Raw genomic sequence first — 13,988 nt, 5'->3', positions numbered from 1 at the left:
CATCACCTGGGAACCGGGAGTGAACACGTGGTAATGTGGGCCATAACTGAGTATACGTCTTCCGTTCGCGACAACGATTCGCGCGCACAAGCGACGATTAATTAGTCGATAGGCGCCCGCTTTCCAGCATTTTTGGACAATACACCGATTACACAAATTAACGCTCACGAGTGATATTCGGCCCCGACGGTCGCTCACGAACGACACGAGAGAGCGGATCCTCGTTCGCGCCTCGCCCGAGCGATATACACAAACGTGACTATTGTCGCACATCCAAAAGCCATTTTACCCACGACCGCGCAGAGTCGGACGATGACCGCGTACACCGCGACGGTGACCGTCCGACTGAAGCGTGGCGTGTTGGACCCCGAGGCGGAGACGACGAAGCGCGCGCTCGAACGACTCGGCTTCGAACTGCAGGGGTTGCGCTCGGCGGACCGCTTCGAGGTGGACGTCGACGCCGACTCCGCCGCGGACGCCGAGGAACGCGCCGACGAGATGGCCGAGCGACTGCTGGCGAATCCGACTATCCACGACTACGACGTGGTGGTCGAGGAAGCCGAATGACGGTCGCCGTAGTACAGTTCGGCGGGTCGAACTGCGACCGCGACGCGGTGGCGGCGCTCACCCACCTCGGCATCGACACTGAACGCGTCTGGCACGAGGACGGTCTCCCGGAGGACGCGACGGGCGTGATGCTCCCCGGCGGCTTCTCCTACGGCGACTACCTCCGCGCGGGCGCGATGGCCGCCCAGTCCCCCATCATGAACGAGGTCCGTGACGCCGCTGAACGCGGCGTTCCCGTTTTAGGTGTCTGCAACGGGGCGCAGGTCGGCTGCGAGTCGAGACTGACAGAGGGTGCGTTCACGACGAACCGGAGCGCGCGCTTCCAGTGCGAACTCGTCCACCTGCGGGTCGAGAACGCGGAGACGCCGTGGACCGCCGCCTACGACGAGGGCGAGGTCATCGAGGTGCCCATCGCCCACGGCGAGGGTCGCTTCGAGATATCGGTCGAGCGGTACGAAGCGCTCGAAGCAGCGGGCAGAGTGCTGTTCCGCTACTGCGACGCCGACGGCAACGTCACCGACGAGGCGAATCCGAACGGGTCGACCGCCAACGTCGCCGGGATTCTCGGCGAGCGAGCGAGCGTCGCGGTGTTGATGCCGCACCCCGAACGCGCGACGCTCGCCGACGTGGGGGGAACCGACGGCGCGGGCATCCTTCGTGGCTTCGCGGAGCAGTAACCGCGATCGCGGAAGCTACGTTTTGAAGAACCAGTATACGGCGACGAGGATAGCCGCAGTTATCCGAAGGAACCAGTTCGGCCCTACAACCCCCTCGAGAAATAGTGAAAGAAATACGGTGTAGAAAGAGGAAAGAACGGACCGTCGAGACGAGGCGGAACTCGGAAGAATCCGCTATTAGCTCTAGAGTGTCGAATAGGGAACGGCACTGTCGAATACTCCCTCCCGCTGGGCCGAATCGGCCAAACCGCTCCTGCACCGGTTGCGACTCGAGCGAGAAAGGGTGAGCCTCACGTCGTCACTGGCACGGGCGAGTCGGTCGATATCCAGCCTTCAGCGTTCTGCTCATCGCGAATCTCCAACCAGCCGTCGGAGCAGTACACCGCCTTGTAGCTTCCTTGCGTCTGTTTCATAGTCGAGATGTCGAGACGACCGACGGGCGGTAAGTCCGCCGTCGCAGGGCCGTCCGACTGCTACTCGGGCGTAGTACGGCATCCGGTATCACTATGAACAGCCTACGCGGGCGTAAACGGCCGCTTACACGGGTGGGAGAGCCGTTACCGAGTTCGTCGAGAAAGCGACTGTACGTCTACGCCATCTCGGCTTCTGGCCGTGCCAGTCGCCGTCTCACTTCGCCAGCGGCATCGCGTAACTCGTCTCCTCTTCGACGACGGCGCGCCACGTCCCCTTGCAGTCGCAGTCGACCTGCTCGAACACCGATGGGTCCTGTCGGAGGTCGAAATCCTTGATCGCCTTCTGGACGAGGTCGTCGCACTCGCCGCAGTTGTGCGGGCCGCGGTCGGAACCGTGGCCGACGGGGTCAGAGACGACGATGGCGTCGGCGTCGGCGGTGTCGCGAAGTACCTCCGCAACCGACCAGAGCCACGGTGGGCGGTAGCCGCCGCGGAAGTGGAGTTCGTCGACCATCGTGTAGCGCTGGACGTTACACGGGTTCATCGAGACGGTGTGGGCGTACTCCGCGCAGCGTCGGACGGAGGATTTCATGTCCTCGATGGCCTCCGACTCGGAGAGGAACGGCGGCTTCATCAGGAGGTAGGCTTTGATGCCCGCGCCCGCGGCGTCGGCCTCCTCGCTGGCGGCGATGAAATCGTCGAAGGCGAAGTACTTGTTCACGCAGTCGCGGCGGACGCGGTCAGTCGCGGTTTCGAGACCGACGGCTACGTCGGTGTCCAACCCCCGCGAGACGAAGTCGTCGAGTTTCTCGCGGTCCACGAAGTCGGGCAGCGACTCGACGACGATGCGCTCGCGGTCCGAGAACGTCTCGGCGATGGCCTCTCGGGTCTTGGCGGGGACTTCGCGCTCGTCCAAAAACGACCCGGAGGTGTAGATTTTGATTAGTGGCGACTTCTCGTCGGCGCGTTCTGCCTCGTGGTCGAGACAGACCTGAATCTGGTCCATCAGCGCCTCGTGTTCGACCGTGCCGCCTTCGACGGACTCCGCGACGTAGCCGCACATCGTACAGCCGCCGGCGCGTGCCCAGCGACAGCCGCCGGTGTTGAGGATGATGGTGAGCGACTGGTAGACGCCACTCGGCGTGTTGTCCTCGTCTATCCACACCCGCGTCGGTTCGTGCGGGTCGTAGTGTTTCTCCTTGAGGCCGCGAATCTCGCGCATCACCTTGTTGTGCGCGTCCATTCCGCGCCCCCGTTCGTACACATCGGGACTCGGTTCACTCATTGCGCCGGAGTAATCCGTCCGCGGGTATATCGGCTTCGTCTGGGCGGAGCGTCGGCGGTGGTAGTTCGGCGGAGCGTCAGCAGTAGTGATTTGGCGGAATGTCAACGGTGGTGATTCGGTCGAGCGCCCGCTGCGACGCGAGATCCGAGAGCGCCGGAGGAGAGCCGGCGCCGCTACCGGCGGGCGATGAGGTCGACGCGCGTCAGTGAGACGGCGACGAGCACCATCGAGACGGCGACGAGCAGGAAGACGACGCTGATGACGTTCACCTCGGGGGTGACGTTGTACCGAATCTGGTCCCAGATGTAGACCGGGAGCGTCGACTGGCCCGACCCCTTCACGAAGTAGGTGAAGACGAACTCGTTGAACGAGATGGTGAACGCCAGGAGACCGCCGGCGAGGATGCCGGGGAAGACGTTCGGGAGCGTCACCTGCAGGAACGTCTGCAGTTCGTCGGCACCCAGATCCTTCGAGGCCTCTTCGAGCCCTCGGTCGAACGTGAGGAACGTCGGGATGATGACGAGCGTCGCGAAGGGAATGGTCCGGACCACGTGGGCGACGACGATCTCCCAGTAGCTCGACCCGAGGTCGACGGTGCCGAAGAACAGCACCAGCGCGACGCCGGTGACGACGAGCGGAACGACGATAGGGAGCGTCGCCAGCAGCTGGATCAAACTCCGCCCCCGGAACGCGAACCGGTCGACAGTATAGGCGATGAGCGTCGAGAGCGTGACCGTCACGAGCGTCGCTACGACGCTGATGCGCAGCGTCAGCCCGATGGCCTGGATGGCGGTGTCGTTCGAGAGGAAGACGCCGTACCACCGCAGCGTCAGCTCCTGCGGGGGGAACGAGAGCACGCCGCCTGCCGCGAACGACATGACGACGAGCACTCCGATGGGGAGCCAGAGGAAGGCGAAGACCGCGACCGTCACGACCTGCGCCAGGCGCTCGCCGTGCTGCTGGAGGAACCGCTCGACCGGCAGGAGCGCGCCGTCGAGCAGGCTCATTGGCCGTCACTTCCCTGAAGGTTCCCCGCGCCGACGCGGGCACCGAGCACGAGCAGGACGACGACGACGGCGGAGATGACGATGCCGATGGCCGCGCCGAAGGGGTAGTTGAACGCCGATTTGAACTGGTTCTCGATGACCATCCCAATCATGATGTTGTCCGTCCCGCCGAGCAGCCGCGGCGTGATGAACGAGCCGAACGTGGGGATAAAGACGAGGATGACGCCCGTGACGACGCCGTCGAGCGTCGTCGGGAGCGTCACCGTCAAGAACGCTTTCAGCGGCCCCGCGCCGAGGTCCTTGGCAGCCTCGATCAGGTCGGGATCCATGTTCGACAACGACGCGTAGAAGGGGAGCACCGCGAGCGGCAGCCAGACGTAGGTGAAGCCGACGAGCACGGCGGTCTGCGAGTAGAGCACCCCGATGGGCTGGTCGATGACGTTCAACAGCAGGAGCGTCGAGTCGAGGACACCGCCGCTCTGCAGGATGTTTATCCACGCGTACATCCGGATGATGTAGCTCGTCCAGAATGGGAGGATGACGAGCAGGAGCAGCAGCGTCGTTCGCCGCGAGAATCGGACGATGCTGTACGCCAGCGCGTAGCCGACGACGGTGACGACCGCGGTCACCTGTACGGTGACGAGTAGCGTCCGCCAGAGGACAGTACGGTAGGTGTCCGAGGTCAGGAAGTTCGTGTAGTTGTCAAGCGTGAACGGGCCGTTGATGTCGCCTGCCCGAAAGGAGATGACGAGCATCGTCAAGATTGGCAGCGCGAAGAACAGCACGAGAAACGTCGTCGGCGGTCCCGCGATGAGCCCTCTCCGGACCCGCGGGTGCTCGCGCGCGAAGTCGGTGATTCCGCGTACGCGACCGGCGAGACCGCCGGGCCCTCGCTCCGTCGACTCGGTATCGCCCATCAGTCCCCCTCCGCGGTCAGTTGGCCTGTCTCGGAGGAGTCGGCCGCCTCGGCCGGGAACAGGTGCACGTCGTCGGCGTTCCACCCGACGACGACCTCGTCGTCGACGGCGAACTCCTCGCCGCGGACGTTCGCCGTGAGCGTCCCCCAGGGCGTGTCGACGGTGTAGACGACGTCGCTGCCGTGGTAGCTCCGTGTCCGGACGGTGCCGGTCGACGCGAACGCGCGCGACTCGGTGGCCGTCTCGGAGAGGCGGACCTCATGCGGTCGGACGCAGAGCGACACTCGGTCGCCGGCGCTCCACCGGCCCTCGGCGGGCGCGTCGACGGCCGCGGTTCCGGTGGCGGTCTCGACGACCAGCCGTTCGTCGTCACGGCCGCGGACCGTCGCGTCGACGGCGTTGACGTCGCCGATGAAGTCCGCGACGAACGCGGTCGCCGGCTCGTCGTAGAGCTCCTCGACCGCCCCGATCTGTTCGACGTGGCCGTCGTTGAGTACGACGAGGCGGTCGGAGACCGACAGGGCGACCTCCTGGTCGTGCGTGACGTAGAGGAACGTGATTCCCGTCTCCGACTGGATGCGCTGTAGCTCAGTCTGCATGTGCTGGCGAAGCTTGCGGTCGAGCGAGGAGAGTGGCTCGTCGAACAGCACGAGCGCGGGCTCGTTCACGAGCGCGCGAGCGAGCGCGACACGCTGCTGTTCGCCGCCACTGAGCTCGTCGGGGTCGCGGTCGCCGTAGCCCTCGAGGTGGACCATCTCCAGCATCGCCTCGGTCCGCTCCTTGCGCTCGGCCTTCGGGACGCTCGACTGTTTCAGCCCATAGCCGATGTTCTCCGCGACCGTGAGGTGCGGAAAGAGCGCGAGGTTCTGGAACACCATGTTCAGGTCGCGCTCGAACGGCGGCGTCCCGATCACCTCGGCGCCATCGAGTTCGATTGAGCCCGCCGTCGGCTCCTCGAAGCCCGCGACCATCCGGAGAATGGTCGACTTCCCCGACCCGCTCGGCCCGAGAATCGAGACGAACTCGCCGTCCTCGATGTCGAACGAGGCCTCGTTCACCGCGGTCAGGTCGCCGAACTCCTTGGTCAGATTGCGAACAGTGAGCAGTGACATTGCTATCAGGCGGCTTTGACCGCGGTCCAGATCTCGTCGAACCGCGAGCGGACTTCGTCGGAGAGCGTCTCCTGGAAGATGAGGTTCCAGCTGTCGGGCCAGTTCGTGAACTCGCGGTCCTCTTTGGAGAGCTGGTCCTCGATATCGACGGCGGGCATGTAGCCCATCGTCTCGAACAGTTTGGCCGCGTGTTTCTTCTGGGACCCCCAGTTAGTGAACTGGAGGCTAGCCATCGGGTTCGGCGCGCCTTTCGGGATGACAAAGAGGTCGCTCGTGAACATCGCCCCCTCCTCGGGAGCGGTGTAGTGGACCGGTGCGCCCTCGCCGAACCGGGCGGTGTACGTTCGGCCCATCGTCAGCGGTCCGGCGACGACCTCCTCGTTGACGAAGAGGCTCATCCCCTGCTGGTAGTCGCCCCAGTAAGTGCGCAGCAGCGGCTTCTGCTGTTTGAGCACCTCCTCGATCTCGCCGAAGTCGTCGGGCTCGACGGGGTCCTGTCCGGTGTACAGCGCCGCGATCTGACAGGAGACGGTGCTGTTGTCCCACATCATGATCTGTCCTTCGAGCGACTCGTCCCAGAGAACGTCCCACGATGACGGGGCGCTGTCGAAGTGCTCGTCGTTGTACGTCAGCGGGTAGAGCACCAGCGCCTCGGGGATTGCGTACACTTTGCCGTCCTGCTGGTACGAGCTTACGTCCTTGACGCGGTCAGTGATGTTCTCCCACGCGGGCATGATGTCGACCGGGAGTTCGTGCAGGTAATCGTTCTCAATCGACCGCTCAACCCAGTTCGTCGTCGCGGCGATGTTGTCCATCTCCTCGTTCCCGGCCTGAAGCCTCGAGTACCACTGGTCCGGCGAAGAGAAGCCGCTGTTGGTGACGGTGACATCGAACTGATTGCCGAACTCCTCCTTGGCGTACTCCGCCCAGTCGTCGTACCAGTTCCAGAGGTTTAGATTGCCTTCGAGGTCCTCCGGCGGCCACTCCGTGACGTCCATCGGCGTCCGCGAGTCGCCGCCGTCCCCGCCGCCGAGACATCCGGCGAGCCCTGCCGCCGCTGCACCGGCGGTCGCCTTCAGCACGTTTCGGCGCCCGAGTACGTGATTGCGTGTCATGGAACCACTTTCTGCGCCCCTGTTAAATAGCTTCGCGAAACAAATGGTGACATTTGAGCAACAATAACGGGAGACGGTACCGGAGTGTCACGAGAGTTCACCGAAAGACGGTTCTCTCGTGAGTTTTCGAATGCCGTTCAGTCGTCGGGGAGCACCTTCCCCGGATTGAGCGTCCCGTTCGGGTCGAGTGCTCGCTTCACCGTTCGCATCGTCCTGACCCCCGCCTCGCCGTGTTCCGAGCGCAGGAACTGCCGCTTGCCGCGACCTATGCCGTGTTCGCCCGTCGCGGTGCCGCCCATTTCGATGGCCAGGTCGACGACCTCGGCGAAGACGCGCTCGCCGAGCGCTACAGCCGCTTCGTCGCTCGGGTCGACGAGCACGTCGAAGTGGACGTTGCCGTCGCCCGCGTGGCCGAAGCAGGGAATCAGCAAGTCGTGGTGCTCGGCGAGCCGAGCGACGCCGCGCAGGAGCTCCGGATAGCGGCTGACGGGGACGGCCACGTCGCCGGGGTGGACCGACTGGAGGTCGGGGTCGAACGCCCGCACGGCGTCGGCGAGCTCGCGGCGGAGTTCCCAGAGGTCGTTCAGCGCTGCACCGTCGGCGGTCTCGAATGCGATGGGGTCGTGGGCGGCGACGACCTCGCGGCAGAACTCGAGTTCGGTGTCGACGCCGTGGTTCGCGCGGAGTTCAACGAAGAGCATCGGCCGGTCCGGCAGCGACGCGCCGACGTAGGCGTTGGCGATGCGTGCGCTCGCCGCGTCGAGCAGTTCGATGGCGGAGACGTCGACGCCGGAGCGGACGACGTCGGCCACCGCCGCCGCCGCGTCGTCGACGGTCTTGAAGACCACCCGTGCGCCGCGGACCTGCTCGGGGAGGCCCGCGAGGCGGAGCGTCGCTCGCGTGACGACCGCGAGCGTCCCCTCGCTGCCGACGACGAGGTCGCGGAGGTTGTAACCGCTCGACGTCTTCGCGGCCTTCGTTCCGACGGTGAGCACCGTCCCGTCGGCGAGGACGACTTCGAGCTCGCGCACCCAGTCGCCGACCGTCCCGTACTTCACCGTGCGCATCCCGCTGGCGTCGGTCGCAATCATCCCGCCGACGGTGGCGATGTCACCCGACGTCGGGAGCGGGGGGAAGAAGAGCCCGTGGCCGGCGACAGCGTCATCGACCGCCGCACCGACGACCCCTGGTTCGACGTCAACCTGCAGGTCGTCGGGTCGAGCGTCGAGGACGCGGTCCATCCGGGTCGTGTCGAGGCTGACGCCCCCGGCGGTCGGCACCGCGTTCCCCTCGATGCCGGTGCCGGCGGCGTAGGGCGTGACGGGCACCCCGCGCTCGTCGGCGGCGGCGAGGACCGCGGCGATGTCGGCCGTCGACTCCGCCCAGACGACCGCGTCGGGGGGTGCGGCCTCGCTCTCCTTCGTCCCCCAGTCGGTGCCGCGGTGGTCCCTGTCGGCCGCCGCGAACGACACCTGGTCGTCGCGCAGGTCGAGCTCCGCGAGAAACGAACAGTCCGTAGTCATGGCAAACGGTCGCACAGCGTCGTCTTAACACTGTGGGACCGACCCGACCGACCGAGCGCCACGGAGCCGCAACCGTTCGGCTCGCTGACTAAACTCCGACCGGGTCGCCAAATTTATCACGTCGTTGCTCGCACGAACAGGAAACCATCTCCCATCTATGACATTCGCTACCGAGTACGACGACGACCTTCGGACGTTCGTCGAGACTTTTCTTGCGTTCGACACGACCGACCGGAACGAGCGCCCGGCCCAGGAGTGGCTAGCGGCCCAGCTGGAGGAGTTGGGCTTCGAGACCTACGTCTGGACGGCCGACCCCGAGCGCCTCGCCGGGCACCCCTCGTTCCCCGACGACCTCTCCGCTGAGGCGGTCGCCGACCGTCCCAGCGTCGGCGGCGTACTGGAGTTCGGCGACCCCGACGCCGGGCCGACGCTCGTCTTCAACGGCCACGTCGACGTCGTTCCTGCGGAGGCCGACCAGTGGTCGAGCGACCCCTTCGAGCCGACGTGGGACGAGGCGCGCGAGCGGCTCACGGCCCGCGGCGCGGCCGACATGAAGTGCGGGACAGCGGTCGGTATCTTCGCCGCGCTGGCGGTGCGCGACGCCGTTGAGTCGGGCGAACTCGACCTCGACGGCCGACTCGTCGTCGAAAGCGTCGCCGGCGAGGAGGACGGTGGCGTCGGCGCGGCGGCGGCTGCGATGGACAATCCGTACCCCTTCGAGCGCGACGCCGCAATCGTCACCGAGCCGACCGAGCTCGAGGCGCTGGTGGCGACGGAGGGCAGCGTGATGATGCGCCTCGAACTCGCCGGCCGGTCGGCGCACGCGGCGCGGACGTGGAACGGCGAGTCGGTCCTCCCGCACTTCGAGCGCATTCGGGCAGCGTTCGAGCAACTGGAGGCCGAGCGCGCCGAGCGCGTTACCCACCCGCTATACGAGCGCTTCGAGAACCCGTGGCCTGTCAACATCGGCACCGTGCAGGCCGGGTCGTGGGCGTCGAGCGTGCCGGCGTCACTCGTCGCCGAACTCAGACTCGGCGTCGCGCCGGTAGAGACCGTCGACGAGGTCGAGGCCGAGTTTCGCGCGGCGCTTGACGATGTCGTCGCCGACAGCGAGTGGCTCTCGGCGCATCCGCCGACGTTCGAGCGCTTCTCCGTGCAGTTCGAGGCGGCGGAGATATCCCCCGACGAACCGGTGGTCGCCGCGCTCCGGGGGTCGATGCGCGAGCACGGACTGCCCGACGCCGAGCCGCTCGGCGAGACGTACGGCGCGGACTCGCGGCACTACGTCGCCGCGGGCATCCCGACGGTGCTGTTCGGACCGGGCTCGATAAATCAGGCGCACTTCCCCGACGAGACGATACAGTGGTCGGAAGTGCTCGACGCGGGCGAGGTGCTCGCGGAGACGGCCCGGCGGTTCCTCTCTTCTGCGACATAGCGCGGGATCCTCCGCGTTCACCGTCGGCGACGTTCGACTGCCGCCGACGTTCGATTACCGACGCTCGGCACTACGAACACTCGCCACTACCGACGTCCGCCGCCAACGTTCGTCGCTATCGACGCCCGACGACGACGCTCACCACCAGCGGTTCTCGGCGAGATTGTCGAGCGCCTCCCGGAGCGTCGGCTCGTTCCGCGAGAAGGTGAACCGGACCCAGTCCGCTTCCCCGTCGGTGTAGAAACTGCTGCCGGGGACCGTCGCTACGCCGGCCTCACGGACGAGTCGGCGGGCAAACGCCGTGTCGCTCTCGTCGGTGCCGTAGCGGACCATCACGTAGTACGCGCCGTCGGGGACGACCGGGTCGAGACCGACGTCGGCGAGGCCGTCGCAGAGCAGATCGCGTCGGGCCTCGTAGGAGTCCGAGAGCTCCACGTAGTAGTCGTCGGGCAGCGAGAGCGCCTCAACACCGGCCCGCTGAAACGGCGTCGGCGCGCAGATGCTCGTGTAGTCGTGTATCTTGCGCAGTTCCGCCGAGAGGCAGTCGGGCGCGAGCGCGAATCCGACACGCCAGCCGGTGACGCTGTAGGTTTTCGACATCCCCGTACAGACGACCGTCCGCTCGGCGAGGTTGCCGACGGTCACCGGGCTCACGTAGTCGTCGGCGTAGACGATGTGCTCGTATATCTCGTCGGTGACGACGACGAGGTCCTCCGCCTCGGCGACGGCCGCTATCTCGCGGAGCTCGTCGCGGCCGAACACCTTCCCGGTCGGGTTCTGTGGGGTGTTCAACAGGAGCACCGACGCGTCCTTCGCGGCCGCCCGCAGTTCGTCGGGGTCGACGGTCAGCCCGTCGGTGATGTCGATGGGGACGCCCCGCGCCCCCGCGAAGCGGATCGCCGGAATGTAGCTCTCGTACGTCGGTTCGAAGTAGATGACGCCGTCGTCCTCGCCGCAGAGTGCGAGCAGCGTGGACATGATCGCCTCACTCGTCCCACAGGTGACGGTTACCTCCGTCTCAGGGTCGTAGCGGACGCCCTTCCACGCCTCGTAGCGGTCGGCGACGGCTTCGCGGAGCTCGGGGAGCCCCCACGTGAGCGTGTACTGGCTGCTTGAATCGATGGCCTCCTTCGCGGCAGCCTTCACCGCCGGCGGCGTCTCCTCCTCGTCGGGAATCCCCTGCGAGAGGTTTATTGCACCCTCCCGCAGCGCCGCTCTGGTCATCTTGCGGATGACCGACTCGTTCACGCCGCTGGTCCGGTCGGCTCCGACGCGTAGCCCCGGTCCGAGTGTCGTTGGCATGGCCAAGGTCCTCGGAGACAGTATTTAAATTGCCACGCCACCTGTGAGTCAGTTTTCAGAACACTTCACGGGAACGACCGAGAGGCGCGACGGTCGCCGATTCGGCGGTCGCGACAGTCATCTATTCGACGGTTGCGACGGTGGCGACGGTCGTCTGCGCTTCGTCCGCCGTGACCCCTTCCGCCGGAGCTATTTACGCGCGCAACCCTCACCGGACGTATGCGCCGACGCGCGCTCCTCGCAGCGATCGTCGCCGGTCTCACGACGACTGCGGGGTGCGGCGACCGGTTCCCCGAAAGTGACGACGAGACGACAACACCCTCGTTGGAAACGGAAGCGGCGACCACAGCAGACGTGTCGGAGTCGACGAGGGAAGAGTCGGCCGAGGAACCGCGGTCGGACCAGCGAATCGCGGTCAGAAATCTCCGCCGCGAGGCGACGTACGTCACACTCGTCGTCGAACGTGCGGCCGACGGGGTGACGGCGTTCGCGGAGAGTCGGACGTTCCCGTCGGGACAGGAGCGCCGCTTCCCGGAGATACCCTTGGCCGAGGGTCGCTACCGCGTCCTCGTCGAGACGGACGCGGGCGACCGGACCGAGTTCGAGTGGACGGTCGTCGCCGAGTTAGAGGGGCTGGCGGTCGACGTCGACGAGTCGGAAACCGTCTTTCGGCGGTTCGCCCGCTGTCGTCCGGACTGCCCGCTCTCGCTCGGCGGGACGGCGACCGAAGACCTGCCGCTGACCGGCAGCGGCGTCTCGCTGTGGTACCAGCCCGCGGTCGTGACGCTGGACAATCCGACCGTCGAGGAGCGACGGGTCTCGCTTGCAGTGTCGCTCTCGGGGCAGACGCTGCTCGACTACCGCTATCGCGTGCCCGCCAGAAGTCGCCTTACGGTCCCGACGACGTACCGAAGCGGCACGTACACCGTCGTCGTCGGCGACGAAACCGGGGAAAATCGCGACGAAAACGATGGGCAGCGAACCGAGACGGAGTGGCATGTCCCCCAGGAGTTCGAAAAGCGGGTCGTCCTCGGGCCGAGCCGGCGGGTCACCTGCGGGGACGCGAACCCGGTGCTGTGGCTCGACAACCGCGGCGACGTTCGGCAGACCGTCCGGATACGCGTCGAGGGTGACGATGGCGACGGCGGCGACGGAAGCAGCGTGAGCGACCGGAACGACGACCGCGTGACGCTGTTCGACGAGCGACGAACCGTCGCGCCCGACGAGCGTCGAGAGCTTCGCCCCGTCGCCGAGGCGGGGCAGTACGAACTCACCGTCGAAAGCGAGACGGGGGCTTCGGCGTCGACGACGTGGTGGGCGTGCCCGCCGCACAGTCCGATTACCGTTCTTGTCGACGACGGAGGATTCTTCCTCGACCAGGGAATCCCGCGCTGAGCGACGCCACCACACGGTGGACGCAAGGGAAAACGAGATGCTGGCCCGACGGCGGGTTCATACGGCTCCGCGGCGGACGGACGTGTATGCGACGGCGACGACTGCTCGCGGTCCTTGCGGTCGGTCTCGCCGGACTCTCCGGGTGCGGCGGGTCCGACAGCGACCCGAACGCGGAACCGGCGCGGGCGGAGGACACTGGTCCGTACCGGGGAGCGGGTGCGTTGCTCCCCACGCCGCGCGGCGTGCGGGTGCGAAACGCCGGCGTCGACGAGCGGTACGTGACGCTCGCCGTCGACGACCTTCGGAGGGGCGAAAGCGACGGCTCCGCGTCGGCCGACTCGTCGACCGAAGCGTTCCGTGCGAGCGCGACCCTCTCTCGTGCCGGGACGGTTACGTACCCGGCGATCGTCGCGACCGCTGGTACGTACCGCCTCTTCGTCGAGACGGCGGACGGACGGCGAGCGATTCACGACTGGGTCGTAGAGGGAGCGCGAAGCGACCTCGACGTGGCGCTCGACGAGGACGAGGTCCGCTTCACACCGGTCGTCACCTGCACGCCGACGTGTCCGCCCGTCTCCCGCGCCGTCGGGGAAGCCGCGCCCGGTGACCCGGTCGACCGACCCACCGTCGGCGCAAGTTCCGCCGTCAACGAGGCGTTCGGTCCCGGTCCGGCCCTCCGCGTCGACAATCGGGGCGTCGGGTGGCGAACCGTTCGAATCTCATTCGCGGCGGCCGGGAGGGCCGTTACGTCGCGCTACAGTATCCCCCCCGACGCGCGTCTCGTCCTCCCCGTCGGCGGCCGCGACCGGGCGCTCTCGGTAACCGTCGCCAGCGAGGGGTCGACCGCGCGGACAACGTGGCCAACGGTCGTCCCGGAGCTGTTCGCGACGGTCACCGAGGAGGGCGTCGAGTTCGGCTGTGGCGGCGACAGCGGCCGCTGCCACCTCGTCAACGATGACGACGAGTCTCACGATGTGACGGTCCGAGTCGACCCGCTGACCGACGGGGCTCGGACGATCGAGCGGTGTTACCGCCTCAACGCCGGGGGGTACGCGAGCGACGCAGCCCTGTTCGACCACCTCGGTCCGTTCGCGCTGACCGTTCGGGCGGACACCGGGTCGAGCGAGCGCTACGACTGGCTCACCTGCCCGTCCGTCGGTCCATGGTACGTCGTCGTCGACGGAGAGGGTCGGGTTCGGGTGTCGCAACCTGTACCGTCGTCGGTCGCCGGATGACCGCC

General features: G+C 66.8%; 13 protein-coding genes. 5 read left to right on the top strand and 8 right to left on the bottom strand.

The window, feature by feature from the left end:
* Nucleotides 1-312: 312 nt before the first annotated feature.
* Nucleotides 313-567 carry a phosphoribosylformylglycinamidine synthase subunit PurS gene (gene purS / locus LAQ58_RS01330; RefSeq protein WP_224448828.1) on the top strand — a complete coding sequence of 85 codons (255 nt, stop codon included), beginning with the start codon at nucleotides 313-315 and terminating at the stop codon, nucleotides 565-567.
* A complete protein-coding gene (purQ, locus tag LAQ58_RS01325) occupies nucleotides 564-1,244 on the top strand; it encodes a phosphoribosylformylglycinamidine synthase I (RefSeq protein WP_224448827.1) in 681 nt (226 codons plus the stop codon). The genes purS and purQ overlap by 4 nt, the downstream gene beginning before the upstream one ends.
* A gap of 290 nt (nucleotides 1,245-1,534) precedes the next feature.
* Here the strand turns inward: purQ and LAQ58_RS18875 are convergent, their stop codons facing one another.
* From LAQ58_RS18875 to LAQ58_RS01295, 7 genes are all read right to left on the bottom strand, one after another.
* Nucleotides 1,535-1,657, bottom strand: a complete 123-nt coding sequence (locus tag LAQ58_RS18875; protein WP_255594981.1) for a hypothetical protein — start codon at nucleotides 1,655-1,657, stop codon at nucleotides 1,535-1,537.
* Between the two features lie 214 nt (nucleotides 1,658-1,871).
* On the bottom strand, nucleotides 1,872-2,942 hold the full coding sequence (locus LAQ58_RS01320; protein ID WP_224448826.1) for an archaeosine biosynthesis radical SAM protein RaSEA: 1,071 nt from the start codon (nucleotides 2,940-2,942) through the stop codon (nucleotides 1,872-1,874).
* Between the two features lie 173 nt (nucleotides 2,943-3,115).
* The gene (locus tag LAQ58_RS01315; protein WP_224448825.1) at nucleotides 3,116-3,949 is read right to left on the bottom strand and encodes an ABC transporter permease; all 834 of its coding nucleotides are present in this window, start codon (nucleotides 3,947-3,949) and stop codon (nucleotides 3,116-3,118) included.
* Entirely contained in the window at nucleotides 3,946-4,866 is a 921-nt protein-coding gene (locus LAQ58_RS01310; RefSeq protein ID WP_224448824.1) for an ABC transporter permease, read from the bottom strand. Before LAQ58_RS01310 ends, LAQ58_RS01315 begins: the two co-directional genes overlap by 4 nt.
* On the bottom strand, nucleotides 4,866-5,978 hold the full coding sequence (locus LAQ58_RS01305; RefSeq protein WP_224448823.1) for an ABC transporter ATP-binding protein: 1,113 nt from the start codon (nucleotides 5,976-5,978) through the stop codon (nucleotides 4,866-4,868). The genes LAQ58_RS01310 and LAQ58_RS01305 overlap by 1 nt, the downstream gene beginning before the upstream one ends.
* Nucleotides 5,979-5,983: 5 nt before the next feature.
* Nucleotides 5,984-7,093 (bottom strand): ABC transporter substrate-binding protein, encoded by a 1,110-nt coding sequence (locus LAQ58_RS01300; protein WP_224448822.1) that lies wholly within the window; start codon nucleotides 7,091-7,093, stop codon nucleotides 5,984-5,986.
* Between the two features lie 137 nt (nucleotides 7,094-7,230).
* Nucleotides 7,231-8,616: an FAD-binding oxidoreductase gene (locus tag LAQ58_RS01295; RefSeq protein WP_224448821.1), complete on the bottom strand. Its 1,386-nt coding sequence runs from the start codon at nucleotides 8,614-8,616 to the stop codon at nucleotides 7,231-7,233.
* A gap of 157 nt (nucleotides 8,617-8,773) precedes the next feature.
* On the opposite strand from LAQ58_RS01295, the gene LAQ58_RS01290 reads away from it, so the two are divergent.
* On the top strand, nucleotides 8,774-10,051 hold the full coding sequence (locus LAQ58_RS01290; RefSeq protein WP_224448820.1) for a M20/M25/M40 family metallo-hydrolase: 1,278 nt from the start codon (nucleotides 8,774-8,776) through the stop codon (nucleotides 10,049-10,051).
* Between the two features lie 138 nt (nucleotides 10,052-10,189).
* On the opposite strand, the gene LAQ58_RS01285 is transcribed toward LAQ58_RS01290, so the two are convergent.
* Nucleotides 10,190-11,275 (bottom strand): pyridoxal phosphate-dependent aminotransferase, encoded by a 1,086-nt coding sequence (locus LAQ58_RS01285; protein ID WP_425490725.1) that lies wholly within the window; start codon nucleotides 11,273-11,275, stop codon nucleotides 10,190-10,192.
* Between the two features lie 297 nt (nucleotides 11,276-11,572).
* Between LAQ58_RS01285 and LAQ58_RS01280 the strand changes: the two genes are divergently transcribed.
* Both LAQ58_RS01280 and LAQ58_RS01275 read left to right on the top strand, forming a co-directional pair.
* Nucleotides 11,573-12,748, top strand: coding sequence for an Ig-like domain-containing protein (locus LAQ58_RS01280; RefSeq protein ID WP_224448818.1), 1,176 nt, complete (start codon nucleotides 11,573-11,575; stop codon nucleotides 12,746-12,748).
* Nucleotides 12,749-12,834: 86 nt separating this feature from the next.
* The gene (locus tag LAQ58_RS01275) at nucleotides 12,835-13,983 is read left to right on the top strand and encodes an Ig-like domain-containing protein (protein ID WP_224448817.1); all 1,149 of its coding nucleotides are present in this window, start codon (nucleotides 12,835-12,837) and stop codon (nucleotides 13,981-13,983) included.
* Nucleotides 13,984-13,988 lie beyond the last annotated feature (5 nt).

Origin of the sequence: Haloprofundus salilacus (assembly GCF_020150815.1) — an archaeon.
GTDB classification, from domain to species: domain Archaea; phylum Halobacteriota; class Halobacteria; order Halobacteriales; family Haloferacaceae; genus Haloprofundus; species Haloprofundus salilacus.
Note: the sequence above shows the minus strand (reverse complement) of the source record. Positions and strands in the feature narration are given on the sequence as shown.

Bases quoted from the DNA above. Each gene is read 5' to 3' on its own strand.
- purS (WP_224448828.1), top strand. From the start codon at position 313: ATGACCGCGTACACCGCGACGGTGACCGTCCGACTGAAGCGTGGCGTG.
- purQ (WP_224448827.1), top strand. From the start codon at position 564: ATGACGGTCGCCGTAGTACAGTTCGGCGGGTCGAACTGCGACCGCGAC.
- LAQ58_RS18875 (WP_255594981.1), bottom strand. From the start codon at position 1,657: ATGAAACAGACGCAAGGAAGCTACAAGGCGGTGTACTGCTCCGACGGC.
- LAQ58_RS01320 (WP_224448826.1), bottom strand. From the start codon at position 2,942: ATGAGTGAACCGAGTCCCGATGTGTACGAACGGGGGCGCGGAATGGAC.
- LAQ58_RS01315 (WP_224448825.1), bottom strand. From the start codon at position 3,949: ATGAGCCTGCTCGACGGCGCGCTCCTGCCGGTCGAGCGGTTCCTCCAG.
- LAQ58_RS01310 (WP_224448824.1), bottom strand. From the start codon at position 4,866: ATGGGCGATACCGAGTCGACGGAGCGAGGGCCCGGCGGTCTCGCCGGT.
- LAQ58_RS01305 (WP_224448823.1), bottom strand. From the start codon at position 5,978: ATGTCACTGCTCACTGTTCGCAATCTGACCAAGGAGTTCGGCGACCTG.
- LAQ58_RS01300 (WP_224448822.1), bottom strand. From the start codon at position 7,093: ATGACACGCAATCACGTACTCGGGCGCCGAAACGTGCTGAAGGCGACC.
- LAQ58_RS01295 (WP_224448821.1), bottom strand. From the start codon at position 8,616: ATGACTACGGACTGTTCGTTTCTCGCGGAGCTCGACCTGCGCGACGAC.
- LAQ58_RS01290 (WP_224448820.1), top strand. From the start codon at position 8,774: ATGACATTCGCTACCGAGTACGACGACGACCTTCGGACGTTCGTCGAG.
- LAQ58_RS01285 (WP_425490725.1), bottom strand. From the start codon at position 11,275: ATGACCAGAGCGGCGCTGCGGGAGGGTGCAATAAACCTCTCGCAGGGG.
- LAQ58_RS01280 (WP_224448818.1), top strand. From the start codon at position 11,573: ATGCGCCGACGCGCGCTCCTCGCAGCGATCGTCGCCGGTCTCACGACG.
- LAQ58_RS01275 (WP_224448817.1), top strand. From the start codon at position 12,835: ATGCGACGGCGACGACTGCTCGCGGTCCTTGCGGTCGGTCTCGCCGGA.